This window comes from Massilia sp. 01N410 (assembly GCF_056399665.1).
On sequence record NZ_JBFTRV010000017.1, the window covers coordinates 1 to 22,272 of the forward strand.

Consider the following 22,272-nt stretch of genomic DNA (forward strand, 5'->3'; position numbering starts at 1 on the left):
TACCCGGCATTCGCGCGGGAGGTCGGGATTTCGCATGAAGCCATCAACGCGAGCGCCGGCGAACGAAAGCGCGGTGCGCTGCACATCCAGAACGTGAACGCCTATCACAGCCGGATGCGCACCTGGCTGCTGCCTTTCCGCGGCGTCGCGAGCCGATACCTGGACCACTACTTCGGCTGGCGCTGGGCGCTGGATGGCCAGCGCATTGCCAGTCCAGACGCCTTTTTGAGAGCGGCGCTCGGCAGATTCAACACTTAGCGCGAACAGCGCCAATTGATTGGCCGGCCTGGGGGCGACAAAGCCTTGCTGTATCATTCGGCTTCTGAAAACGAAGCCTTCATATGCTCATCATCACCATCAAACAAGGCAAGGAAACAGGCCTGCTGTCCGGCGATCCGTGGATTTACCTTTCGGCCATCGCCAAGGTCGAGGGGCGGCCCCAGGAACGCAACAAGGCCGGCGCCACGGCGCTCGTGCAGTCGTCGTCGCGCCGGTTTCTGGCGCGCGCGGCGTACAACGCCAGGTCGCAGATCGCAGCCCGCGTCTGGACCCTGCGCGAGGACGAGCCGGTCGACCACGCAATGATCAAGCGTCGGGTGCAGGCCGCGGTCTCGCGGCGCGCCGCTGCCGTGCAGGGCGCCGATCCACAAGCCTTGGCGCTGGTGATCGATGGCGAAAAAGACGGCTTGCCGGGCCTGCTGGTGCACAGCTATGGCGGGACCGGCGGTTACCTGGTATGCCAGTTCAATGCTGCCGGTGTCGACTTGTGGAAGGTGACCATCGTGCAGGCGCTGCTGGCCGCCACGGGTTGTCTCAACGTATTCGAACGCAGCGACGAGCTGTTGCGCAAGGGCGAAGGGCTGCCCGTGATATGGCGTGCGCTGGCCGGCGACGAGCCGCCCCAGCGCCTGATGGTACGCGATGGCAAGCGCCTGCTGCCGACCGATATCCGCACCGGCTTCGTGTATCCGCGCTGAGATTCGTGCGTGAATTCATAAGGCGCGTAAAATCGTCCTGCGTGTGAAACTACTTCATTGTTTTTCTGATGATCCACGGCAGGTAAGCCGGCCGCCTCGACGACCGGCGCAAGATTCGAAACAAGTCGCCTGAGACAGCCTGCCACGACCCGACTGCGATGAAGCATGGAAAAGTGGGAGTCATATGATGGAATATGTGGAAGTGGTCGAGCCCTTGCTGCTCTCCAAAATGCCGGCCGGAAAATCGAATATCCGTCTCCATGCGGGTCGGGCTGGTGAAACACGATGTGCGTCGTCGAACCGGTTTCACGAAGTCGATGAAACAAGTCCGAAGCACAAGAATGAATTGCTGGATGAAGGACTGGAAGAATCGTTTCCGGCAAGCGATCCGCCTGCCATCAGCATCACACGGATCGTCAAGGACATGGAAGGCTGCTGAGTAGAAGAGCGCCGGAGTACGTGGCAGGCCGGGTTTCAGGCGACGTAAAAGAAAACGGCGATGTAGTGGCAAATGCTGCCGCCGAGGACGAACAAGTGCCAGATGCCGTGGCCATGGCGCACTTTGTGGTCGGTAGCGTAAAAGACGATGCCGATTGTGTAAAACAAGCCTCCACCTGCCAGCCAGGCAAAGCCCTGCCAGCCCAGGACTCTAATCAGGGGCATGATGCCAAACGCAGCAAGCCAGCCCATCATCAAATAGATGACGAGCGACAGAATACGCGCGCCCTTGGCATACCAGATTTCCTGGACAATACCGAATACAGCCAATCCCCAGACCACGCCGAACATCGACCAACCGTAGATTCCACGCAGCGTGACTAAAGTGAATGGCGTATAGCTGCCTGCGATTAAGAGATAGATGGCGCAATGGTCCATCTTTCGCAGTACGTTCTTGGCTGCGCCCCGAGTGCTGTGATATAGGGTGGACGTCAGGTACAGGATCAGCAGCATGGCGGCGTAGATGCTGAAGCTGGCGATTTTCCAGGGATCGCCGCCACGCGCCGCCACCACGATCAACAGCGCGCCGCTGGCCGCAGCCAGGACCGCGCCAATGGTATGCGTGACACTGTTGAGGCGTTCGCCGTAATACATAAGTCAGCACTCGCGAAATTCCTGCCGGCCAGCAGCGAAATAGTGATGATCCGACCAGGCGGTCGCTGATTCGTCACTGTGCCGAAGTTCAGCTCTTCGCACAGTATCGCATGCAGTAAAACTGAAACGCTTGGATTGTCGCGCGTGGGCGGGTTTGGTTTACAACAATGGCTTTTGAAGCCGGCAGCGCGTTCCAAAAGATAAACCTTGCCAAAACCTGAAGAGAATAGTACTGTATAAACATACAGTATTTCTTCGCATCACCCTATGATCAACTGCTCAGATTCCACCTCAGCAGCGCCGGAATCCTTGCATCCGTCGCTCTGGCGCGCCTCGCAGCTGGCGCGTTCTTCAAGCCGCTGCGTGGATACCGGCCACGCGGCCCTGTCGGCGCAGCTGCCGGGCGGCGGCTGGCCGGCCGGCGCCCTGGTCGACCTGCTGCTGCAGCAGCCCGGCATCGGCGAGATGCGCCTGCTGCGTCCGGCCCTGGCGGAGGTGGCGGCGCGCCGCATCGTGCTGCTGCAGCCGCCCCATCCGCCGCAGGCGCTGGCCCTGGCCGCGCTGGGCGTGCCGCCTTCGCAGCTGATCTGGCTGCGCACCAGCCGCATGGCCGATGCGCTATGGGCGGCCGAACAGGTGCTGCGCAGCGGCAGTTGCGGCGCGCTGCTGTTCTGGCCGGGCTTCGAGCGGCAGAGCCAGGTGCGCGGCGACAGCCTGCGCCGCCTGCACCTGGCGGCGCAGGGCGGCGAGACCCTGTTCTTCATGATGCGCCCGCTGGCCTCCCGGCAGGACGCCTCGCCCGCGCCGCTGCGCCTGGCGCTGCGGCCCCAGGCCGGCGGCCTCGAGATCGACTTCGTCAAGCGCCGGGGACCGCAGCGCGATGCGCCGCTGTTCCTGCCGCTTTCCTCCCACCTGGTACAAACTCAACCGCAACGTCATGCGCCTGTGGATCGGCCTGTCCCTGCCCCGGCTGCCGCTCGAGGTCTTCAGCCCCAGCTGGTGCACTGACGCCGGCAGCGTCGTGCTCGAGCAGGAGCGCGTGCTGGCGTTGTCCGCCACGGCGCGCGCCGCCGGCGTCCAGCCCGGCATGCGCCGTGGCGGCGTGCTGATGCTGATGCCCGATGCCAGGGTCCACGAGCGCTCGCCGCCGCGTGAAGCCGAGGCCCTGTATGCGGTGGCGCTGGCGATGCTGCAGTACACGCCGCAGGTGGCCGAGGCCGAGGAGGGGACCTTGCTGATGGACGTCGGCGCCAGCCTGCGCCTGTTCGGCGGCGTGCGCGCACTGTGCCGGCGCGTGCGCGCGGACGTGCGCGCGCTGGGCTTCACGGCCTCGCTCGCCTGCGCCCCGACCGCGCGCGGCGCCTGGCTGCTGGCGCGCGCCGGCGGTCACAGGAGCATGCGGCGCACGCTCAAGATGCCGACCCTGGTGCGCCGCCTCGACCTGCTGGACCTGCTGCTGGCGCCGTCGGCGCGGCCCTTCGCGGCCTGGTTCGAAGGCATCGGCTGCGCCAGCCTGGGCGAGCTGCGGCGCCTGCCGCGTCCCGGCCTGCAGCGGCGCTGCGGGCGCGCATTGCTCGACCTGCTGGACGCCGCCTACGGCCTGAGTCCGGAACTGTACGAGTGGATCGCCGCCCCCGAAACCTTTGCCGCGCGTATCGAACTGTTCGACCGCATCGACGATGCCGAGCTGCTGCTGGCGGGCGCCCGCCGCCTGCTGCTGCAGCTGACCGGCTGGCTGTGCGCGCGCCAGCTGGCGGTCGAGCGCATCGTGCTCAGGCTCGAACACGAGCGGGGCAGGGAAGCGCGGCCGCCGACCTGCGTCGAGGTGGCGCTGGCCGAGCCGGCCTGGCGCGACGAGCATCTGGTGCGCCTGCTGAAGGAACGCCTGGCCAAGCTGGTGCTGGAGGCGCCGGTGATCGGCCTCGGCCTGGAGGCGAAGCAGCTGCAGCCGATGGCGCCCTTGAGCGACTCCCTGTTCCCGGAGCCGGGCGGCAGCGAGGAAGACCGCATGCGCATGCTGGAGCTGCTGGTGGCGCGCCTGGGCGCGGACAACGTGCTGCAGGCGCGGCCGATGGCCGATTACCGTCCGGAGCAGGCGAATGTCTGGGTGCCGGTGCAGCAGAAGGTCAGCGACCGCGCGCGCAATGCGCAGATGCCGCCCGACGTGATGAGCCTGCCGCGTCCGACCTGGCTGCTGGCCAAGCCGATCGCGCTGCTGATGCGCGAACACCGGCCCTTCTATGGATCGCCGCTGCGCATGGCCTCGAACCCGGAGCGGATCGAGGCAGGCTGGTGGAATGGACCCGAGACCCGCGACTACTTCATCGCCGAGGGGCAGGATCACGCTCTGTACTGGGTGTACCGGGAAAGGATCGGGGCAGACGAGTCCGAGCCGCGCTGGTTCCTGCACGGCCTGTTCGGATAAGTCCGCGGTGGCAGTCCAAAAATGCTAGGTGAAGCAAGGGCCGCGGGTGTATTGTTATTTTCCCCGCCAGCTTCGTGCGCGACGACTTCCTGTGAGGACATCGTGGACTCATCATCTGTTCTGCCACCGGCCGCGGCCGCTGTCGGCATCTGCTTCGACGGACGGACGTACCACTACCGGGAGTACAGCTACGACCGGCTCGAGGACGCGTTCGGCTACGCAAAGCTGGACCGGGCCAGACCCGGTTTCCGCGAAGACCAGACGCCGCGCCACTGGAAGCAATGGGTCGGACCGACGCCGCAAGATCGGCTGCAAATGGCGGCGCATGGCATCGTGTACGAGCGCGGCCACTACTTGTACGGTCCTTACCGCTACGATCTGCTGTCTGCCGCACTCGAGTATGCAAAGCACGAACCGGGACTCGTAGGGACGGAAGGCAGGCAGGAAAGCTAGAAGCGCCGCTGCCTGACCGTCGCCGGAAGGCGCGCCCGGAGCCTGCTTTTTCCGGCAACCAATACACAAAAATACTCCTGCACGTTTTCGGCACACGTGTCGAAAAGAGCGCATAGTATGTCTTCTGCACGCGGTCTTCAGGATCGCGATCCCTCCAGGCAGTCTGTGCTGCCCTGTCCATGAATCCCCCAGGCGCATCGGCCCATCCCATCCGGGATGTTCCGTACTCCATGTATGTTTTTCTAAAGGTACTCCATGTATCCATTCCCGCAATCCGTCAATCCCGCCCTCCGCTTGCACATCGATGCCCAGGTCGCATTCTTCAACGAGCTGTCCCAGGCCATGTCGCGCTCTTTCCAGCAGATCGGCCAACTGAACATGCAGCTGACCCAGTCTCTGTTCGAGCAAGCCACCAAGGCCGGCCAGCATTTGCTGACGACCGAGCATCCGACCGAAGCGATGTCGTTGGCGGCAGCGCGCGCCCAGCCGGCCACCGAAACGCTGCGCGTCTACCAGCAGCATCTTTCCCAGATCGCTTCCGCCACCCAGGTCGACCTGACCCAAGTCTCCGAACGGCATGTGCCGGAGACGTCGCGTACCGCCCGCGCGCTGGCGGACGACGTGACGCGTGCCGCCGTCGAAGAAACGAGCAAGAGCATGCGCCAGCAAGAAGAAGCCGCGAAAGACTTTCGCGACCTTTTCAAGCAGGAAGGCAAGCGCGGTGAAAGGGCTGGCGCTCAGTTCCAGGGCAATCTGCAAAGCGGCGGACGCGATGCCGGTGTCCGCGTAGAGGCCGAGGGACCGGCCGGCAAAGTCAGCGCCCAGGGCAATATGCAGGGCAACCAGGCGCACGAATCCGTCAACAAGAATCCCGCCAAGCCGCGCTGACCTCCTTTTCCGGCCCTGCTTTTGCAGGGCCATCCCTCGCGGCGTCGATGACCACGCAGTCTCGCCGCCGCTTTTCATTTCTACAGGAGACTCGTATCAGCTCACCCAGGAATCAGCCCATGTTCAATACAGTATTCGACGCTTGGCCACCGTTCGCCATTTTCTCGGGGAACGGTCATGCGGCCCCGTCCCCGCCGGCCGGAGAATTCGCGTCCGGATACCACGAGGAGGAAGGGCAAACCCTCCGCTACCGACTGTTTATTCCCAGCGACGCGCGCAGCGAGCCGATGCCGCTGGTCGTGATGCTGCACGGCTGTGGGCAGGACGCCGCCGACTTCGCCCGCGGCACGGGCATGAACACGCTGGCCGAGGAATACGGTTGCCTGGTCCTGTATCCCGAGCAGTCCTGCAGCGCGCACTGGAACAGGTGCTGGAACTGGTACGATCAGGACCACCAGCGGCGCGGCGAAGGCGAGCCGGCGCTGATCGCAGGACTCACCCGGCGCATCATGGTCGAGCATGCGGTCGATGCCAGGCGCGTCGCGGTCGCCGGACTGTCATCGGGGGGCGCGATGGCTGTGATCCTGGGACGCACTTATCCCGATCTGTTCAGCGCGGTCGGCTGCCACTCCGGCCTGGCGCACGGCAGCGCGACCAGCGGCATCGGCGCGATGCTGGCCATGCGCGACGGTCACGATCCGGCCGCGCTGGCGCCGACCGTCCCGCACGCCAATCCGCCGGTGATCGTCTTTCACGGCGATGCCGACGCCACGGTGAATCGAAAGAACAGCAACGGCGTGGTGCGACAATCCGTCGACAGCGATCCGGCGCACAGGCGGGGCAAGCATGCCGACATCGCGATCGTGGAAGAAACCGGCTGCAGCGGCGGACGCAAGTTCACTCGCCAGATTCACCGCAAAAAAAACGGTAGCGTGCTGGCTGAGCAATGGACCGTGCACGGTACCGGTCACGTCTGGTCGGGCGGCAACCCGCATGGCAGCTACACCGATATCCAGGGCCCCAACGCCAGCGAGGAAATGCTGCGCTTCTTCATGAATCATCCGGCGGCTGCCTAGCGCAGCGAGGCGGACCGCAGCAGCCCGGCGAAGCGCTCGCCGATGAGCCGGTGGCTGGCCGCATCCGGATGCAGTTCGTCCGGCAGCGGCAGCCGCAGGTTGTCGTTCGGGCCGTACAGCTCGAGGCCATCGACGTAATGAAGATTCGGATCGCCGGCGCGGCGCTGCCCGACGATCGCGCGCAGCTGCTCGCGGATGACGCCGAGGGTCAGCTTGCCCTGCCGGCCCTCGTCGGCGCTGCCGCCCGCCTTGAACAGCAGGCGGCCTTCGGCCAGCGCATCCATGTCGTACACCGATGGCCCTGGCAGGGTTTCGTGGATGGGGCAGAAGATCGGCGAAACTACCAGCAGCGGCGTGTCCGGATGGCCTTCGCGTATCGTGTCGAGGAAGCCGTGCATGGCCGGGCCGAAGGCGCGCAGGCGCATCAGGTCCTTGTTGACCAGGTTGATGCCGATCTTGAGGCTGATGACGTCGGCCGGCAGCTCGCGGATGGCGCGGGCAACGAAAGGATCCAGCAGGGCATTGCCGCTGTAGCCGAGATTCAGCAGGTCGAAGCCGGTGCGCACGGCGGCGACCGCAGGCCAGGTGCCGGAAGGGTGGGTGGTATTCGAACCCTGGCTGATCGAGCTGCCGTGATGCACCCAGCGGCGCCTGCCCACGGCCGGCACCGGATCCAGCGGCGCGTCGGAACGCAGCGACACCAGCTCGGTCATCTCGTCGTGCGGCAGCCAGATCTCGATCGTCTTCTGCCCGGGAGGCAGGCCGCCGAAAAGCAGGGTCCGCGCCTCGCCGCCGGTGACGGTCGTCGCGCCGGTGCTCATGTCGATGTGCAGGATCCGGCCTCCCTGCACGCTGCCCTGGCGCGCCAGCTGGCCGCCGATGAACAGGTCGAAGATGCCGTCCGGGCGCGGGCCCAGGCCGCTGTAGACGCGCTTGGTCGCGAGCACGTCCAGCTCCACCGCGGTGGCCGCGGTCTGGAACACCAGGCGCACGCCGGACGGCTGCGATTCCGCCATCGCCAGCTGCGCGTCCGGGCATTGCACGCGCGCCCAGGCGGGCAGGCGGTGCGGCAGGATGCCGGCTTCGGTCTGCTCGACGTCGAGCGCGCCGTGGATGAAGTCGCGGGTCAGCGGGGTGCGGATCGGAAGAGTGGTTTCATGCATGAGCTGCATTCTACGCCGCATTCGGCGCCGCACTTCGCACGCTTACATGAGCGTGATGCCGAAGCGCCTGACGAACATCGCAAACAGCGCGAAGCAGACGATCGTGAGCACCACGCAGACCGCGAGCGTGGGCCAGAACCCAAGCCTGGCGAGCAGCGCGGGAAACGCCAGGAACATGGGCAGGGTCGGCACCACGTACCAGAAGGTGTACCAGGCATGGTTGGCGACCTTCGATGCCGGCTGCTTTTCCACGTGCAGCCAGATCAGGGTCAGCACCGTCACCATCGGCAGGGCGGCAATCAGGGCGCCCAGCTTGTCGCTGCGCTTTGCGAATTCCGATACCGCGACGACCACGGCGGCCGTGACCAGGTATTTCGTGACGATCCAGATCATGCGGGCATCTTCTCCCCGGCGCGCAAGGTCAGCACCCGCACGCCTTGCCGCGTCACGGCCACCGTATGCTCGAACTGCGCGGACAGCTTGCCGTCGCGCGTGACGACGGTCCAGCCATCGTCCTCGGTGAACACGTCGTCGCGGCCCTGGTTCAGCATCGGCTCGATGGTGAACACCATGCCTTCGCGCAGCATCAGGCCGGTTTGCGGCTTCCCCCAATGCAGCACCTGGGGCGGCTCATGCATTTCGCGGCCGATCCCGTGGCCGCAATATTCCCTGACCACCGAGTAGCCGTTGCGGCGCGCGTGGCGCTCGATCGCATGGCCGACGTCGCCGAGGCGGGCGCCCGGACGCACGGCCCTGATCCCCTTCCACATCGCCTCGTACGTCACCTGCACCAGCCGCCTGGCCGCCGGCGCCACCTCGCCGACCAGGTAGGTCTTGCTGGAATCGGCGATGTAGCCGTCCTTCTCCAGCGTGATATCGAAATTCACGATATCCCCGCTTTGCAGGATCTCGGCGGCCGAGGGCACGCCGTGGCACACCACGTTGTTGCGCGAGGAGTTCAGGGCGTAGGCATAGCCGTACTGGCCCTTGCTGGCCGGGCGCGCCGCGAGCGTCTCGACGATGAAGCGCTCGGCCAGATCGTTGACTTCCATCGTCGACATGCCGATCAGGTCCAGCTTGTCCAGGTGGCCGAACACTTCCGCCAGCAGCTTGCCCGCCGCCGCCATCAGGACGATTTCTTCGGGGCGCTTGGTCATGACACGGCCATTCTGGGCGCCATGGCCTCGACTCCCGCTTCGCGCAACTCCCGCACCACGATCTCGTTGAAGCTCTGGGTCGGGTGCATTTCGCACAGCATGCCGATCTTGATCCAGAATGCTGCCTGCGCATTGATCGAGCGGCACGAGACCGAGGTGGCCTTGCGTATCTGGTCGTGCAGCTCGTCGTCGATGTTTACGATGCCCATTGTATGTTCCATATATAGTCCATATACGAAGTATATACAAATACTCAGGCGCGTTGCAAGCATGGCCAATCCCGTGCACAGTGGCGCCATCTTCAGCAAGGACAGGAAGGTATGCTTACCGAACGTATGGATTTTCAGGGGCCGCACGGCAAGATCTCGGCCAAGCTCGATGCGCCCGACGGCACGCCGCGCGCCTATGGGCTGTTCGCCCACTGCTTCACCTGCAGCAAGGACGTGCTGGCGGCGACCCGCATCTCGCAGGGGCTGGCCGACCTCGGCGTGGCCGTGCTGCGCTTCGACTTCGCCGGCCTGGGCAACAGTCATGGCAAATTCGCCGACACCAATTTTTCGTCCAACGTGGAAGACCTGGTGGCCGCGGCGGATTTCCTGCGCCAGAAATTCGCCGCACCCAAACTACTGATCGGCCACAGCCTGGGCGGCACCGCGGTGCTGGCGGCCGCCCACCGCATTCCCGAATCGACCGCCGTGGTGACGATCGCGTCGCCCAGCGATCCGCACTACGTGGTCGACAAGCTGCTGTCCGAGCACGTCGACACCATCGAGCAGCTCGGTGAGGCGCGCGTGAAGCTGGCGGGGCGCGATTTCAATATCCGCCGCCACTTCGTCGAGGATGCGAGCCGGCACCAGCTGCATGAAAGGATCGCCAACCTGGGCCGCGCGCTGATGGTGATGCATGCGCCGCAGGATTCGACCGTCGACGTCGACAATGCCGGCCGCATCTTCGGCATCGCCCAGCATCCGAAGAGCTTCATCTCGCTCGACGGCATCGACCACCTGGTGACGGGCAGGATTGATGCGGCCTATGTGGCGGGCATCATCGCGGCCTGGAGCGCGCGTTACATCTGATCACTCATCATCATCATGATAGCTATGCAAGAGTTTGAACGGCGGCGCGACCGCTTCGAGTTTTTCGACCACATGGAGAGCCCGGCGGTCAACATCTGCTTCCGCATGGACCTGCCGGATTTCCGGCCCTGGTGCAAGGAGCAGGGCCTGGCGCCCTTCCACGTGCTGCTGTGCGCCGTGCTGCGCTCCATCCTGAAGGTCGAGAACTTCCGCTACCGCGTGCATGAGGGCGAGGTGATCCGCATCGAGCGCCTGCATCCCTCGTTCACGGTGGTCAACCAGCACTTCGACCTGAATTTCGCCCAGTTCGACTGGTCCGACGACGTGCGCGAATTCGTCGCCAACGGCCTGGCGGCGCGCGAGGAAGCGGGCAATATGCTGGAGCTGAACCGGAAGTACCGCGGCATGTCCCCGCGCGACGCCAAGGACCAGGTCTTCGTGACCTGCATGCCCTGGCTGGACTTCACCTCGATCCAGCATCCGATGGCCGCCCTGGCCACGCCGGACATTCCGTCGCTGGCCTGGGGCAGGTTCCGCGACGGCCAGGACGGCCGCCTGGAGCTGCCGTTCTCGGTGCAGGCCCACCACGGTTTCGTCGACGGCTACCACATCCACCTGCTGGCCCGGCAGATCGCCGCCGAGCTGCGGGAGATCATGGGCGCCTAGACGGTGTCGCCTTCGCAGCCGCTGACCGATCGACGACCCGGATCGACCCGGTACAGGTCCGTCAGCGCGCAGAACTCCTCGGCCAGGTCCTCGGCTTCGACGACGCGGGCCGCGAACCCGGCGAGGGTATAGCGGACCTCGTCCTGCTCCGGGTTGCAGGGCAGGGTGGAGGCATGGACGATCTCCTGCTGCATGTTGCGGAAGCCCCAGCAGCCTTCCGCGAAAGCCTTCCTCAGCTTGCGCAGGCCATGCGCCGCCGCGAACCAGCGCTGCCAGCGCGCCAGCAGCGCGGCATCGCCGGCATGGCGGCGCGCGACCTCGGCCTCGCATTCGCGCAGCTTCTCGTCGAAGGACAGACGCTCGATCCTGGCGGACGCTCGCCCGACTTCATCCGCCGGTCCCGTATGCACCAGGGCCAGCCCCAGGTTCAACTCCAGGCGGCCGAACACGAACAGCAGGCGCCCCAGGTGCAGGGCGGCTGTCGCTTCGACCTCGGTTTCCGGCAGAATCGGCATCATGTCCATCTCTGTCTCCTTTTTTACTTTTACTTCAGTGCGGAATAGATTCCCTCCAGACGGTCCTTGGTGCCCGGGATGCGCTCCAGGCGCGGATAACGCAGGCCGCCGTGGTAGTCGAGCGAAATCGTGCGCAGCACGTTGCCCTTCTTGACCAGCAGCTGGATCGGCTCCTTGCCGTCCTTGGCTTCCTTGATCGCCTTCTTCAGCAGCTCCGGCTTGAACACGCGGTTGTTGACGGCGACGATGCTGGTGTTGGCGGCCAGGCCGGCGCGGAAGCCCGGGCCGTCCCAGATCACGTTGCGCACGCTGCCGTCCGAGGTCACGGTGAAGCCCACCGAGTAGCTCAGGTCCGCGCCTTTCAGGCGGTCGTCGTAGCTCTTGATGGTGTCGGTCGGGGTGTCGGTGTAGACCAGCTTCCAGCCGGCGCGCGCCAGGCCGTCCAGCGGGGCGCCCGGACCGTGGCCGTCCACGCGTGCGCGCAGGAAGGCGGCCCAGTCGTAGGGCACGACCTTGTTCAGGGCCGCCACCACGTCGTCGAAGGTATAGAAGGCCGGCAGGAAGCTGCCGTCGTCGATGCCGTAGAAGAGGCGGGCGAAGTCGTCCAGCGATTTCTTGTCGCCCGATTTTTCGCGGATCAGGGTGTCGACGTCCAGCCAGATCAGCTGGCCTTCCGAATAGTAGTCCTCGCTGCGCTGCCAGTTGGCCCAGCCGAGCGGGCGGCGCGCGTTCAGGATCGGGTCGTTGACCGTGTCCTGCATGGCGCGCCAGGCGCGGCCGGCGACGTGGTCGTAGCGCGCGGCGGTGGCCGCCAGCGCATCGCGTGCGCCGGCCATCGACACCAGGGTGGAGCGGGCGCCCAGCACATTGCCCCAGTACTGGGTCTGGCCTTCGTAGACCCACAGCAGCTCGTTCTGCAGCGGGGTGTTGAAGTTGGGGACGTCCTGGCCGGCCGGGCGGCGGAACTTGCCGTCCCACGAGTGGGTGTACTCGTGCGGCAGCAGGTCGCGGCCGGCTTCGCCCTTGGCCCATTCCGTGAAGTAGCCCGGCTTGACGCCGTTCTCGCTCGACTGGTGGTGTTCGCGGCCGATGCCGCCGAATTCGTCCGACAGCGCGAACAGGAAATCGTAGTGCTTGTAGTGGTGCGAGCGGAACAGCTTATAGGCCTGCTGCACCAGCTTGCGGTGGGCTTCGATCTGTTCCGGCTTGGCTTCCAGGCTTTCCGGATTGTCGGCGAAGACGTTCAGGCGCACCGGCACCTTGGCGCCCGGATCGAGGTCGAACTGCTTGTAGTAGCGGCCGGCGAACAGCGGCGAGTCGATCAGGGTTTCGAGGTCGTGCGGCTCGAAGTGGACTTCGTCGCCCTGGCGGTTCGCGGTCTCCAGCGCGGTGGCGTACTGCCAGCCGGCGGGCAGCTTCAGGTTCGGCTGCACGGTGATGCGGCGCGCCACGTAGCCGGCCGGGTACAGGGTCATCGACACCCATTGCACGCCGAGGATCTCGTCGGTCATGGTGATGCGGCCCTGCGAGGTGTCGAGCGGCGACAGGTACTGGTACTCGGCTTCCAGTACGCTGGCGCCCTCGGGCACGTTCAGGTGGAAGGCGAACACCTGCACCGGATCGCGGGTCCATTCGACCGGCTTGCCGTTGGCCGTGAACTTCAGGCCGGCCAGCTGGGTGATCGGGCCGTTGGGGCCGTGGTTGGCCGGCAGCCATTGCGGGTACAGCAGGGTCAGCGGACCCGGCTTGACCGGGATGCTCATGCGCATGCGGAAGATCTGTTGCGACAGATTGGTCGCATCGACGTTCAGGACGATGGTGCCGGGATAGGGCTGGTCGACGGGCGCGGGGACGTCGGCGCGGGCCGGGCCGGCGAGTGTGAGCGCCAGGGCAGCAGTAGAGAGAAGCGCGGTGGCGGAACGGCTGGCCAGCGTCTTGAAACGGCGATGCGGATGGTGTGCGGTCATGGCTGAGAAAACGGTCGTGGGTGAATCAAAAATGCAACAAATGGCCGAGTGTAGCATCGCTCGCCAAGGGTAGATGCTCAGCCGCATCGATGCAAATAAAATTCGAAAAACAATATTAAAAACGATATTTTGTATGCCTTGAAAACGCATGCAGGGGGCATTAGATTGGTCCCAACGGATGCTCACGATGAGGTCCGGAAACTTATCGCTTACTTGAAAAGGATACTTGCCATGCGTACTTTTGACCTGACCCCCCTGTATCGTTCCGCCATCGGTTTCGACCGCCTGGTCAATATGCTCGAGCAGCGCGCCGAAGCCGCGCCGAGCTACCCGCCGTACAACGTCGAACTGGTCAGCGAAGACAAATACCGCATCGTGATGGCGCTCGCCGGCTTCAGCCGCAGCGAGATCGAGATCGTCTCCGAACGCGACACCCTGCACGTGACCGGCCGCAAGCAGAAGGACGAGGTCCAGCGCCACTACCTGCACCGCGGTATCGCCCAGCGCGATTTCGAGCAGCGCTTCCAGCTGGCCAACCACGTGAAGGTCGTCAGCGCCGCCTTCGACAATGGCATCCTCACCATCGAACTAGTGCGTGAAGTGCCCGAGGCCCTGAAGCCGCGCAAGATCGCGATCGCCGATGCGAACGGCAACACCGACAACGTGCAAGTGCTGGAGCAGCCGCAACAGCAAGCCGCATAAGCGTAAGGTGGGCACGGTGTGCCCACCATGAAAAATCGAGGCGCCACGAGCGCCTCTTTTTACGTCCGTCGATTTAAGCCCGTCCTAAGCTCAAGCTTAAGAGTGATTTAAGGGTATTGCGAGAAACTACTCGCATCAAAACAGCAGTCTCCACAAACCTCTTTTCCAATCCAGGAGTACGTAATGGCTAACGAAGGTGCAGTCACCGCCATCACCGCAAAACGTCTCACCCTGGCCCTGTGCGCGGCCGGTGTCATTGGCGGAGCGGTGGGCGCGGTCGCAGTCAACCATAACAATGCCACCGCCGCCGCGGAAGCCGCGGCCCTGGCGCAAAACCAGGCAGCCCCGGTGGCGGCCGCACCGGCGCCTGTCGCAGGCAATTCGTCGGCAGTGGGCCTGCCCGACTTTACCAGGATCGTCGCCCACAACGGCCCGGCCGTCGTGAACGTGCGCGTCGTCGGCACCACCAAGGTGGCCCAGCGCCAGATGCCGCAGTTCGACGAGGACGATCCTTTCTTTGAATTCTTCCGCCGCTTCCAGCCTACGCCTCCTCACGGCGGCAACGGAGGCGGACGCGAACTCGTTTACGGCGCCGGATCGGGCTTCATCGTGAGCCCGGACGGCGTCATCCTGACCAATGCGCACGTGGTGCGCGATGCCGACGAGGTCACGGTCAAGCTGCAGGACCGCCGCGAATACCGCGCCAAGGTCCTGGGCTCGGACCCGAAGACCGACGTCGCCGTGCTGAAGATCGATGCGAAGAACCTGCCGGTGGTCCCGCTCGGCAATACCCGTAACCTGCAGGTCGGCGAATGGGTGCTGGCGATCGGTTCGCCCTACGGCCTGGAAAGCAGCGTGACCGCCGGCGTGGTGAGCGCGAAAGGCCGCAACATCGATACCAACGGCGTGCAGTTCATCCAGACCGACGTCGCGGTCAACCCCGGCAACTCGGGCGGCCCGCTGTTCAACACGCGCGGCGAGGTGGTCGGCATCAACTCGCAGATCTACAGCCAGACCGGCGGCTACCAGGGCCTGTCGTTTGCGATCCCGATCGACGTCGCGGTCCGCATCAAGGACCAGATCGTCGCCACCGGCAAGGTGCAGCATGCGAAGCTGGGCATCGGCCTGCAGGACGTCGGCCAGGACTTCGCCGATTCCTTCAAGCTGGACTCGCCGGACGGCGCGCTGGTGCGGAACGTCGAGCGCGGCAGCGCGGCCGACAAGGCCGGGCTCAAGTCGGGCGACGTGATCCGCAAGGTCAACGGCCAGCCTATCGTCGGCGGCGGCGACCTGAGCTCCATCGTGGCGGTCGCCAAGCCGGGCGACAAGCTGGCGCTGGACGTCTGGCGCGACGGCCACGCCGTCCAGCTGAACGCGACCCTGGCGAACGCCAACGACAAGCCGGACCCGGCCAACCGCGACAACCTGGCCAGCACCGACAAGGGCGCCAAGCTGGGCCTGGCCCTGCGTCCGCTGGACCCGACCGAGCGCCGCCAGGCCGGCATTCCTTCCGGCCTGCTGGTCGAGGATGCGGGCGGTCCGGCCCAGGTGGCCGGCGTGCAGCCGGGCGACGTGCTGCTGTCGGTGAACGGCAAGCCGGTCAACAGCGTCGAGCAGGTGCGCGACGTGGTCGGCAAGTCCAGCAAGTCGGTTGCCTTGCTGATCCAGCGTGGAGATGACAAAATCTTTATTCCCGTGCGGATTGGCTAAGGATGGTTTAAGGGGAGTTTAAGCTCCCCTCGGTAAACTGAAAGCTCGAAAGATTCTTCTATCCGCATGGTTTTCTGAGAATCGGGGGATTTGATGCGGCTGTTGCTGGTGGAAGACGATACGATGATCGGCGAAGTGGTGCTCGACCTGTTGCGGGCCGAGCACTACGCCGTCGACTGGGTCAAGGACGGCGAGATGGCCGACACGGCCCTGATGCAGAACCAGAACTACGACCTGGTGCTGCTCGACCTGGGCCTGCCGCGCAAGGACGGGCTCGAAGTGCTGCGCTCCATGCGTTCCCGCAAGGACCGCACCCCGGTACTGGTCGCCACCGCGCGCGACTCGGTCGCCCAGCGCATCGCCGGGCTCGACGCCGGCGCCGACGACTACGTCCTCAAACCCTACGACCTCGACGAAATGCTGGCGCGCATCCGTGCGCTGCTGCGGCGTGCCGCCGGGCGCGCCGAACCCGTCTTCGAATACAAGAACATCTCCGTCAATCCCGCCACCCGCGAGACCCTGGTCGACGGCCAGCCGGTCGTGCTGTCGGCGCGCGAGTGGGCCGTGCTGGAAGCCCTGGTCGCCCGTCCGGGCGCGGTGCTGTCGCGCGCCCAGCTCGAGGAAAAGCTGTACAGCTGGCGCGATGAAGTCAGCAGCAACGCGGTGGAGGTCTACATCCACGGCCTGCGCAAGAAACTCGGCAGTGACCTGATCCAGAACGTGCGCGGCGTGGGTTACATGGTGCCGAAGGTATGAGTCCGAAAAAAGCGCGGCGCCGGCTCACGCACTCCCTGCGCGGCCGCCTGCTGTGGTACGTGCTGGCGGCCATTACCATCGCCGCCGTGGCCCAGGCCTCGATCGCCTACCGCACCGCGCTGGCCGACGCCGACCAGATCTTCGACTACCACATGCAGCAGATGGCGCTGTCGCTGCGCTCGCGCGTCCCGCTGGCCAACAGCGAGGAACCCGGCAACGTCGATACCCCGCTGAGCGGCAGCGACGACCTGGTGGTGCAGGTGTGGTCGCCGGACGGCGTGCAGGTGTTCCGCAGCGCCTCGCACGCGCGCCTGCCGCAGCGCGCGGTGCTCGGCTTTTCCAACGTGCGCGCCAACGGCACCACCTACCGCATCTTCTCGATCCAGACCAGCGCCCAGACCGTGCAGGTGGCCCAGGACCTGGCCGTGCGCAGGAGCATGGCCAGCAACCTGGCGCTGCGCACGCTGGGACCGATCGCGGTGATGATGCCGATCCTGATGCTGGTCGTGTGGTGGGTCATCAGTGGCTCGCTGGAGCCGGTGGCGCGGGTGCGCAAGCAGCTGGCTTCGCGCCAGGCCGACGACCTGTCGCCGGTGTCGGACGCCGGCCTGCCCGACGAGGTGAGGCCGCTGGTGCAGGAACTGAACCTGCTGTTCGGCCGCGTGCGCCAGGCCTTCGACACCCAGCAGACTTTTGTGGCCGACGCCGCCCACGAGCTGCGCACGCCGCTGGCCGCGCTCAAGCTGCAGGTGCAGAGCCTGGAGCGTTCCGACCAGCGCGTCGACAGTGCCGAAGCACGCAAGCTGGCGATCTCGCGCCTGTCGGCCGGCATCGAACGCGCCACCCGCCTGGTCGAGCAGCTGCTGGTGCTGGCGCGCCAGGAGGCCAGCGCCGCCCCGCACCAGCCGGTCATGCTGGCCGAGCTGGCGAAGCGCGCGGTGGCCGACCTGATCGGCGTCGCGCAGAACAAGCACATCGACCTCGGCCTGCAGCGCGCCGATCCCGGCGCAGTCGAAGGCCAGCCGGAATCCCTGATGATCCTGCTGCGTAACCTGGTCGACAACGCGATCAAGTACACCCCGGGCGGCGGCACGGTCGACGTGTCGGTGACGGCGGAGCAGGACGCGGCCGGCAAGCAGCTCTGCGTCAGGGTCGAGGACAGCGGCCCCGGCATCCCGGCGGAAGAGCGCGAGCGCGTGTTCGACCGCTTCTACCGCGTGCCCGGCAGCGAGGCCGCCGGCAGCGGCCTGGGCCTGGCCATCATCAAGGCGATCGCCGAGCGCCACGGCGCTACCCTGTCGCTGGGCGAGTCGGCCCGCCTGGGCGGGCTCGAGGCGGTGGTGCGCTTCCCGGCATGAACGACCTTTCCTCCCTTGACGCCATCGCGGCGGCGCAGGCCGGCTCGCTGCGCCGCGCCGACGGCGCCTACCGCAACGTGGTCCCGCGCCAGGCGATGGGCTTGCGTAAAACCCTGGGCCTGGTCTGGCGCATGCTGACCGCCAAGCCGGCGACGACGGTGCCGGACCGGCCGATCCCGGTGCGCAAGCTCGATGCGGCCACGCTCGAACGGGCGCCGGATGCGACCCTGTTCCGCCTCGGCCATTCGACCGTGCTGATCAAGCTGGACGGCGGCTGGTGGCTGACCGACCCGGTGTTCGCCGAGCGCGCCTCGCCGTTTTCCTTCGCCGGGCCGAAGCGCTTCCACGCGCCGCCGCTGGCGATCGACGACCTGCCGCCGCTGCGCGCCGTGATCCTCTCGCACGACCACTACGACCACCTCGACCACGACGCCATCCTGCGCCTGGCGCCGAAGGCCGGACTGTTCCTGGCGCCGCTGGGTGTCGGCGACCGCCTGGTCCGCTGGGGCGTCGATGCGGGCAAGGTGCGCCAGCTCGACTGGTGGCAGGAAACCCAGCTGGGCGGCGTGCGCCTGGCGGCCGTGCCGGCCCAGCATTTCTCGGGCCGCGGCCTGGGCGACAGCGACCGCAGCCTGTGGGTGTCGTGGGTCATCGACGCCGGCGACGTGCGCCTGTTCTTCAGCGGCGACACCGGCTATCACGCCGGCTTCAGGGAGATCGGCGAACGCTACGGTCCCTTCGATCTCACCATGCTGGAAACCGGCGGCTACGACCTGCAATGGGCCGACGTCCACATGCATCCCGAGCAGACCCTGCAGGCCCACCTCGAGCTGCGGGGAAAATGGCTGATGCCCATCCATAACGGCACCTTCGACCTGGCCTTCCACCCCTGGTATGAGCCGCTGGAGCGCATAGCGGCGCTGGCCGGGGTTGCCGGCGTGCCGCTGGCGACGCCGGAGATCGGCGCCGCCCTGGCGGTCGCGCGCCCGGAGGCCGGCCCGGCCTGGTGGCGCGAGCGATAGGCATCGGCGCCACACCACGCATGGGGGAAAGCCCGGCACCGCCGTTCGCGCCGCCTTTCGCGGCCGTAGAATCAGCGCTCCCGATCCCACCTGTGTGAGCGCCATGCAAATCCACCAATACCGCCGCGAACTCGGCCCATCCCTCGAGGAGCCCGTCTCCGTCTACCCGTATACGATGCGCAGCTTCCGGTCCGCCGCCGACGTGCCGGCCCTGCACGCGCTGTTGCAGGAGGCTTACGCCACCAATGGCGGCGCCATCGCGCCGCGCGAGGAATGGTGGCGCGTGCTGTCGACCGACCCGGAATTCGACGCCCGCCTGGTGCTGCTGGTCGAGACGCCGGTCGGCACCCTGGCCGCCGCCTGCATCGCCTGGACCTCCGGCTTCGTGAAGGATCTCGTCGTGCTGCCGGTCCACCGCCGCCTGGGCCTCGGCTCGGCCCTGATGGGCCACGCCTGCCAGGCCTTCCGCAAGCGCGGCGCGCATGCGGTGGCCCTGAAGGTCGACGCCGGCAACCACGCCGCGATCGCGCTGTACGAGGCGCTGGGGATGCGGCGGGTGGAGAGCGTGGCGGCCTAACTACCCGCCTGCCGGCGGGGCCGCCGAGGCCAGTGCGATGTACTCGCCTTCGATGGGGCGCGCGGCCATCTCCGCGCCGTCCAGCAGGTCGCCGCTGTCGTTCAGCTTTTCCAGCACGAAGCCGGCATCGGCCAGGAAGTCCGCCAGGCCGCCGCGCGCCTGGCTCGACAGGAAGGGCTCGCCCCGCCATCGCAGCCAGGCGTCGACCAGGCGGCTGCGGCGGCGGAATCCAGGACGCCCGTCCGGCAAGGGATCGAGCCAGGTGAAAGCCACCCGGCTGCGCGGCGCGGCAGCCGCCATCTGCTTGAACAGCCCGCGCACCGCTTCCATCGGCATGTACATCAGCAGTCCTTCCGCGACGAACAGGGTAGGGGCATCCGCGCGAAAGCCCGGATGGCTTGCCAGCAGCGCACCCAGCTCTTCCCGCGCCAGGTCGGCCGCGATGTAGCCGATGCCGCTGCCGGCCGCGGCCCGCTTTGCCGATTGCGTGGCGGCTTGATCGATCTCGATGCAGCACAGGTCCGGCCGGATCGCTTTCAATTCCGTGCACAGGGTGTCGAAGCCCGCGCCGAGCACGATCACTTGCGTGCAGCTGGCGGCCAGCAGTTCCTGCGCGTGCCGGCGCAGCAGCCGCTTGCGCAGCGCGAAATGCAGGCAAATGCCGGGCAGGGTGGCGGCTTCCAGCAGGCCGCACAGGCCGCGGAACCATGCCTGGCGCAGCAGGCCGGCCAGGCGCGGACAGGCGCTGCGCAGCACCCGTTCGCCGTGGCGCAGCGCAGCGAGCGGCGCGGCGGCGGGCAGCCCCGGGCGTGCGCCGGCCAGCTGCAGTCCGCCGGCGACGACCAGCGCGGTCCTGCTGGGGCGGCCCGGCTTCATGCCGCCAGCTCCGCCGGCACCCTGCCGAACAGCGCCGCATAATGACGATACCAGTTGCTCTGGAAGCGCAATTGCGGGTCGAAGCGGCGTTTCGCTTCCAGGAACTGCGCGAAGCGCGGATGGCAGGCGCTGACCTGGGCCGCGCTCGCGGCTCTCGCGTAAGTCAGGTAGAAGCTGCCGTCGCGCGCGATCGCCATGTCGATCAGGCGGCGGAAGGCCTGGTGCGTCGCCTCGATGCCGTCCGCGGTGTGCGGCGTGTGCAGGTTGAAGATGACGCAGGCGTAGTCCCGGCGCGCCCATGGCAGGAAGCTTTCCGTATCGCGCTCGATCAGGCGGACGGTCCCGTAAATCAGATCGACGCCATGGTGCCTGAAATCGGCCGCCGCGGCGCGCATGAAGTCCGCCAGGCGTTCGCGCGGCACGTAGATCTCGCCGATCACCTCCGAGCCGCAATGGCCGAGCGCATGGTCGATCCCGGCATGGTAGCCGTCCAGATAGGTACTCTGCTGCAGCCGGTCGCTCCAGTCGTGACGGCCGTCCGTCGCCAGGTAATGGCGTGCGTAGTGCTCGAAGGCCGCGCTCTTGTCGGTGTGCGCCAGCCGCAGCAGCGCGCGCCAGTCCCGTTCGGACAGCTCCTTCGTCGCGGCGCCGGACGGCGTGTCGTCGTCGACCGGCAGGTAACAGGAAAACACGCCGCGCTGCATGAAGTCGCGGCTGTCCGGATCGATGGCGAACTGGAAGTCGCCGAAGACATAGCCGGCGGCGATGCGTTCCGCAAAGGCCGGCATCAGTTCGTCCAGCTGGAGCAGCCTGACGTCGCGCCGCATCTTCCGGCGCGGCGCGAGGCGCAGCGTCACGCTGGCGATGATGCCGAACAGGCCGTAGCCGCCGATCGCCAACGAGAACAGTTCGGGGTTGGCGGTGCGGCTGCAGTGCTGCACGCTGCCGTTCGCATCGACCAGTGTGAAAGCCTCGACGTCGCCGATGAAGGGGCGCAAGCGCAGGCCGCGTCCGTGTATGTTCGCGGACAGGCAGCCGCCCAGCGACAGCCGGTCGGCCCCAGTCTGCTTCTGGCGAATGCCCCAGCGTGGGCCGTCGGGCTTCGATGCGCTGTCGAGATAATCGATCAGTTCCGGCCACTCGATGCCGGCTTCAGCCTCGATCAGGCCGGCGTCGGCGTCGAAGGCCAGCACGCGGCGCATGTGCCGCATGTCGAGCAGGACGCCATCGGCGGCGAACTGCTGGCCGCCCATCGCATGCCGCCCGCCACAGACCGCCACCGGCAAGCCGCGCCGCGCCGCATCCGCAACGATGGCGCGGATGCCGGCAATGCTGTCCGGCTGGTGGATGCCCGCGACCCGTGTCAGGTTCAGGGCGGAATGGATATCGTTGACGAGCGAGGGGCTGTAACGTGGGGGCATGGCGCGCTTCCGGAGTTGGAAATGCAGCCATTATTGGCAGGCTTGCGCACCGGCGTCAGCGCTTTCCCTTGGGGGCTGCGTGCCGCCACCTTGGGTATCGCGCGATGCGCCGGGGTGCCGGGAGTGTCAGGCGGACAGGCCTTTTTGCAGCAGCTCCGCCACCAGTTGGTTCAACTCGACCCCGCGTTCCTTGCTCAGCGTCTGCAACTGCTGTACCAGGCCGCTGTTCAGCTTGACGGCAAATGGTACCAGTCCCAGGGCGCGCTCACGCTCGCGCTGTTCGCGGCGGTCGGGCGCAGGTCCGGATGCGGCTGCGCCGAAAGTAGCGCCCTTGGCAGCCATCTGGTTCATCAATTTCTTTGCATCGCTCTTTGCCAGGTCTGTCTTTTTCATCG

The 22,272-nt window shown here is 66.4% G+C and carries 25 protein-coding genes and 1 pseudogene; 16 read left to right on the forward strand and 10 right to left on the reverse strand.

Annotation, left to right across the window (positions count from 1 at the left end):
* The 3 genes and pseudogenes from AC1DOP_RS20290 to AC1DOP_RS20300 all read left to right on the forward strand — a co-directional run.
* A pseudogene (locus AC1DOP_RS20290) lies at positions 1–258 on the forward strand (hypothetical protein); the annotation flags it as partial.
* 83 nt (positions 259–341) lie between these two features.
* On the forward strand, positions 342–977 hold the full coding sequence (locus AC1DOP_RS20295) for a class I SAM-dependent rRNA methyltransferase (protein WP_442123444.1): 636 nt from the start codon (positions 342–344) through the stop codon (positions 975–977).
* A 184-nt stretch (positions 978–1,161) separates the two neighbouring features.
* On the forward strand, positions 1,162–1,416 hold the full coding sequence (locus AC1DOP_RS20300; RefSeq protein ID WP_442123445.1) for a hypothetical protein: 255 nt from the start codon (positions 1,162–1,164) through the stop codon (positions 1,414–1,416).
* Positions 1,417–1,451: 35 nt separating this feature from the next.
* On the opposite strand, the gene trhA is transcribed toward AC1DOP_RS20300, so the two are convergent.
* Entirely contained in the window at positions 1,452–2,069 is a 618-nt protein-coding gene (gene trhA / locus AC1DOP_RS20305; RefSeq protein WP_442123446.1) for a PAQR family membrane homeostasis protein TrhA, read from the reverse strand.
* Positions 2,070–2,336: 267 nt separating this feature from the next.
* Here trhA and imuA point away from each other — a divergent pair, with 267 nt between their 5' ends.
* The 5 genes from imuA (at position 2,337) to AC1DOP_RS20330 (ending at position 6,911) form a co-directional block, all read left to right on the forward strand.
* The gene (gene imuA, locus AC1DOP_RS20310) at positions 2,337–3,077 is read left to right on the forward strand and encodes a translesion DNA synthesis-associated protein ImuA (protein WP_442123447.1); all 741 of its coding nucleotides are present in this window, start codon (positions 2,337–2,339) and stop codon (positions 3,075–3,077) included.
* Entirely contained in the window at positions 3,007–4,494 is a 1,488-nt protein-coding gene (locus AC1DOP_RS20315) for a Y-family DNA polymerase (RefSeq protein ID WP_477253010.1), read from the forward strand. The genes imuA and AC1DOP_RS20315 overlap by 71 nt, the downstream gene beginning before the upstream one ends.
* Before the next feature lie 102 nt (positions 4,495–4,596).
* Positions 4,597–4,947: a hypothetical protein gene (locus AC1DOP_RS20320; RefSeq protein ID WP_442123449.1), complete on the forward strand. Its 351-nt coding sequence runs from the start codon at positions 4,597–4,599 to the stop codon at positions 4,945–4,947.
* A gap of 255 nt (positions 4,948–5,202) precedes the next feature.
* Positions 5,203–5,835, forward strand: a complete 633-nt coding sequence (locus AC1DOP_RS20325; RefSeq protein WP_442123450.1) for a phasin family protein — start codon at positions 5,203–5,205, stop codon at positions 5,833–5,835.
* 119 nt (positions 5,836–5,954) lie between these two features.
* Entirely contained in the window at positions 5,955–6,911 is a 957-nt protein-coding gene (locus tag AC1DOP_RS20330; RefSeq protein ID WP_442123451.1) for an extracellular catalytic domain type 1 short-chain-length polyhydroxyalkanoate depolymerase, read from the forward strand.
* Here AC1DOP_RS20330 and AC1DOP_RS20335 read toward each other — a convergent pair.
* From AC1DOP_RS20335 to AC1DOP_RS20350, 4 genes are read right to left on the reverse strand one after another with little or no spacing between them, the layout of a single operon-like run.
* Entirely contained in the window at positions 6,908–8,074 is a 1,167-nt protein-coding gene (locus tag AC1DOP_RS20335) for an SGNH/GDSL hydrolase family protein (protein WP_442123452.1), read from the reverse strand. The genes AC1DOP_RS20330 and AC1DOP_RS20335 overlap by 4 nt on opposite strands.
* 42 nt (positions 8,075–8,116) lie before the next feature.
* Positions 8,117–8,467 carry a DUF3147 family protein gene (locus tag AC1DOP_RS20340; RefSeq protein ID WP_442123453.1) on the reverse strand — a complete coding sequence of 117 codons (351 nt, stop codon included), beginning with the start codon at positions 8,465–8,467 and terminating at the stop codon, positions 8,117–8,119.
* Entirely contained in the window at positions 8,464–9,231 is a 768-nt protein-coding gene (map, locus tag AC1DOP_RS20345; RefSeq protein WP_442123454.1) for a type I methionyl aminopeptidase, read from the reverse strand. Before map ends, AC1DOP_RS20340 begins: the two co-directional genes overlap by 4 nt.
* Entirely contained in the window at positions 9,228–9,440 is a 213-nt protein-coding gene (locus AC1DOP_RS20350) for a ParD-like family protein (protein WP_442123455.1), read from the reverse strand. The genes map and AC1DOP_RS20350 overlap by 4 nt, the downstream gene beginning before the upstream one ends.
* 111 nt (positions 9,441–9,551) lie before the next feature.
* Between AC1DOP_RS20350 and AC1DOP_RS20355 the strand changes: the two genes are divergently transcribed.
* Both AC1DOP_RS20355 and AC1DOP_RS20360 read left to right on the forward strand, forming a co-directional pair.
* A complete protein-coding gene (locus AC1DOP_RS20355) occupies positions 9,552–10,307 on the forward strand; it encodes an alpha/beta hydrolase family protein (protein WP_442123456.1) in 756 nt (251 codons plus the stop codon).
* A gap of 24 nt (positions 10,308–10,331) precedes the next feature.
* Positions 10,332–10,973 carry a CatA-like O-acetyltransferase gene (locus AC1DOP_RS20360; protein ID WP_442123457.1) on the forward strand — a complete coding sequence of 214 codons (642 nt, stop codon included), beginning with the start codon at positions 10,332–10,334 and terminating at the stop codon, positions 10,971–10,973.
* On the opposite strand, the gene AC1DOP_RS20365 is transcribed toward AC1DOP_RS20360, so the two are convergent.
* Entirely contained in the window at positions 10,970–11,491 is a 522-nt protein-coding gene (locus tag AC1DOP_RS20365) for a hypothetical protein (RefSeq protein WP_442123458.1), read from the reverse strand. The genes AC1DOP_RS20360 and AC1DOP_RS20365 overlap by 4 nt on opposite strands.
* A 26-nt stretch (positions 11,492–11,517) precedes the next feature.
* The gene (locus AC1DOP_RS20370; RefSeq protein WP_442123459.1) at positions 11,518–13,455 is read right to left on the reverse strand and encodes a M61 family metallopeptidase; all 1,938 of its coding nucleotides are present in this window, start codon (positions 13,453–13,455) and stop codon (positions 11,518–11,520) included.
* Positions 13,456–13,686: 231 nt separating this feature from the next.
* Between AC1DOP_RS20370 and AC1DOP_RS20375 the strand changes: the two genes are divergently transcribed.
* From AC1DOP_RS20375 to AC1DOP_RS20400, 6 genes are all read left to right on the forward strand, one after another.
* Positions 13,687–14,157 (forward strand): Hsp20 family protein, encoded by a 471-nt coding sequence (locus AC1DOP_RS20375; protein WP_442123460.1) that lies wholly within the window; start codon positions 13,687–13,689, stop codon positions 14,155–14,157.
* A 183-nt stretch (positions 14,158–14,340) separates the two neighbouring features.
* On the forward strand, positions 14,341–15,867 hold the full coding sequence (locus AC1DOP_RS20380; RefSeq protein ID WP_442123461.1) for a Do family serine endopeptidase: 1,527 nt from the start codon (positions 14,341–14,343) through the stop codon (positions 15,865–15,867).
* Between the two features lie 93 nt (positions 15,868–15,960).
* Positions 15,961–16,623 (forward strand): response regulator, encoded by a 663-nt coding sequence (locus AC1DOP_RS20385; protein ID WP_442123462.1) that lies wholly within the window; start codon positions 15,961–15,963, stop codon positions 16,621–16,623.
* A complete protein-coding gene (locus AC1DOP_RS20390) occupies positions 16,620–17,981 on the forward strand; it encodes an ATP-binding protein (RefSeq protein ID WP_442123463.1) in 1,362 nt (453 codons plus the stop codon). Before AC1DOP_RS20385 ends, AC1DOP_RS20390 begins: the two co-directional genes overlap by 4 nt.
* Complete coding sequence (locus AC1DOP_RS20395) at positions 17,978–19,003, forward strand: MBL fold metallo-hydrolase (protein ID WP_442123464.1); 1,026 nt, start codon at positions 17,978–17,980, stop codon at positions 19,001–19,003. Before AC1DOP_RS20390 ends, AC1DOP_RS20395 begins: the two co-directional genes overlap by 4 nt.
* 103 nt (positions 19,004–19,106) lie before the next feature.
* Positions 19,107–19,580 (forward strand): GNAT family N-acetyltransferase, encoded by a 474-nt coding sequence (locus AC1DOP_RS20400; protein WP_442123465.1) that lies wholly within the window; start codon positions 19,107–19,109, stop codon positions 19,578–19,580.
* On the opposite strand, the gene AC1DOP_RS20405 is transcribed toward AC1DOP_RS20400, so the two are convergent.
* From AC1DOP_RS20405 to AC1DOP_RS20415, 3 genes are all read right to left on the reverse strand, one after another.
* Entirely contained in the window at positions 19,581–20,456 is an 876-nt protein-coding gene (locus tag AC1DOP_RS20405) for a class I SAM-dependent methyltransferase (RefSeq protein ID WP_477253017.1), read from the reverse strand.
* Positions 20,453–21,877, reverse strand: a complete 1,425-nt coding sequence (locus AC1DOP_RS20410) for an FAD-binding oxidoreductase (protein WP_477253019.1) — start codon at positions 21,875–21,877, stop codon at positions 20,453–20,455. The genes AC1DOP_RS20405 and AC1DOP_RS20410 overlap by 4 nt, the downstream gene beginning before the upstream one ends.
* Before the next feature lie 126 nt (positions 21,878–22,003).
* Positions 22,004–22,270: a hypothetical protein gene (locus tag AC1DOP_RS20415; RefSeq protein WP_442123468.1), complete on the reverse strand. Its 267-nt coding sequence runs from the start codon at positions 22,268–22,270 to the stop codon at positions 22,004–22,006.
* Between the last annotated feature and the right edge of the window lie 2 nt (positions 22,271–22,272).

What these genes read in the sequence shown, in the direction of transcription:
- AC1DOP_RS20375 (WP_442123460.1), top strand. Translation starts at nt 13,687, where the DNA reads ATGCGTACTTTTGACCTGACCCCCCTGTATCGTTCCGCCATCGGTTTC.
- AC1DOP_RS20315 (WP_477253010.1), top strand. Translation starts at nt 3,007, where the DNA reads ATGCGCCTGTGGATCGGCCTGTCCCTGCCCCGGCTGCCGCTCGAGGTC.
- AC1DOP_RS20415 (WP_442123468.1), bottom strand. Translation starts at nt 22,270, where the DNA reads ATGAAAAAGACAGACCTGGCAAAGAGCGATGCAAAGAAATTGATGAAC.
- AC1DOP_RS20400 (WP_442123465.1), top strand. Translation starts at nt 19,107, where the DNA reads ATGCAAATCCACCAATACCGCCGCGAACTCGGCCCATCCCTCGAGGAG.
- AC1DOP_RS20405 (WP_477253017.1), bottom strand. Translation starts at nt 20,456, where the DNA reads ATGAAGCCGGGCCGCCCCAGCAGGACCGCGCTGGTCGTCGCCGGCGGA.
- AC1DOP_RS20360 (WP_442123457.1), top strand. Translation starts at nt 10,332, where the DNA reads ATGCAAGAGTTTGAACGGCGGCGCGACCGCTTCGAGTTTTTCGACCAC.
- AC1DOP_RS20350 (WP_442123455.1), bottom strand. Translation starts at nt 9,440, where the DNA reads ATGGGCATCGTAAACATCGACGACGAGCTGCACGACCAGATACGCAAG.
- AC1DOP_RS20340 (WP_442123453.1), bottom strand. Translation starts at nt 8,467, where the DNA reads ATGATCTGGATCGTCACGAAATACCTGGTCACGGCCGCCGTGGTCGTC.
- AC1DOP_RS20390 (WP_442123463.1), top strand. Translation starts at nt 16,620, where the DNA reads ATGAGTCCGAAAAAAGCGCGGCGCCGGCTCACGCACTCCCTGCGCGGC.
- AC1DOP_RS20355 (WP_442123456.1), top strand. Translation starts at nt 9,552, where the DNA reads ATGCTTACCGAACGTATGGATTTTCAGGGGCCGCACGGCAAGATCTCG.
- AC1DOP_RS20395 (WP_442123464.1), top strand. Translation starts at nt 17,978, where the DNA reads ATGAACGACCTTTCCTCCCTTGACGCCATCGCGGCGGCGCAGGCCGGC.
- imuA (WP_442123447.1), top strand. Translation starts at nt 2,337, where the DNA reads ATGATCAACTGCTCAGATTCCACCTCAGCAGCGCCGGAATCCTTGCAT.
- AC1DOP_RS20325 (WP_442123450.1), top strand. Translation starts at nt 5,203, where the DNA reads ATGTATCCATTCCCGCAATCCGTCAATCCCGCCCTCCGCTTGCACATC.
- AC1DOP_RS20380 (WP_442123461.1), top strand. Translation starts at nt 14,341, where the DNA reads ATGGCTAACGAAGGTGCAGTCACCGCCATCACCGCAAAACGTCTCACC.
- AC1DOP_RS20365 (WP_442123458.1), bottom strand. Translation starts at nt 11,491, where the DNA reads ATGATGCCGATTCTGCCGGAAACCGAGGTCGAAGCGACAGCCGCCCTG.
- AC1DOP_RS20370 (WP_442123459.1), bottom strand. Translation starts at nt 13,455, where the DNA reads ATGACCGCACACCATCCGCATCGCCGTTTCAAGACGCTGGCCAGCCGT.
- map (WP_442123454.1), bottom strand. Translation starts at nt 9,231, where the DNA reads ATGACCAAGCGCCCCGAAGAAATCGTCCTGATGGCGGCGGCGGGCAAG.
- AC1DOP_RS20335 (WP_442123452.1), bottom strand. Translation starts at nt 8,074, where the DNA reads ATGCATGAAACCACTCTTCCGATCCGCACCCCGCTGACCCGCGACTTC.
- AC1DOP_RS20295 (WP_442123444.1), top strand. Translation starts at nt 342, where the DNA reads ATGCTCATCATCACCATCAAACAAGGCAAGGAAACAGGCCTGCTGTCC.
- AC1DOP_RS20385 (WP_442123462.1), top strand. Translation starts at nt 15,961, where the DNA reads ATGCGGCTGTTGCTGGTGGAAGACGATACGATGATCGGCGAAGTGGTG.
- trhA (WP_442123446.1), bottom strand. Translation starts at nt 2,069, where the DNA reads ATGTATTACGGCGAACGCCTCAACAGTGTCACGCATACCATTGGCGCG.
- AC1DOP_RS20330 (WP_442123451.1), top strand. Translation starts at nt 5,955, where the DNA reads ATGTTCAATACAGTATTCGACGCTTGGCCACCGTTCGCCATTTTCTCG.
- AC1DOP_RS20410 (WP_477253019.1), bottom strand. Translation starts at nt 21,877, where the DNA reads ATGCCCCCACGTTACAGCCCCTCGCTCGTCAACGATATCCATTCCGCC.
- AC1DOP_RS20300 (WP_442123445.1), top strand. Translation starts at nt 1,162, where the DNA reads ATGATGGAATATGTGGAAGTGGTCGAGCCCTTGCTGCTCTCCAAAATG.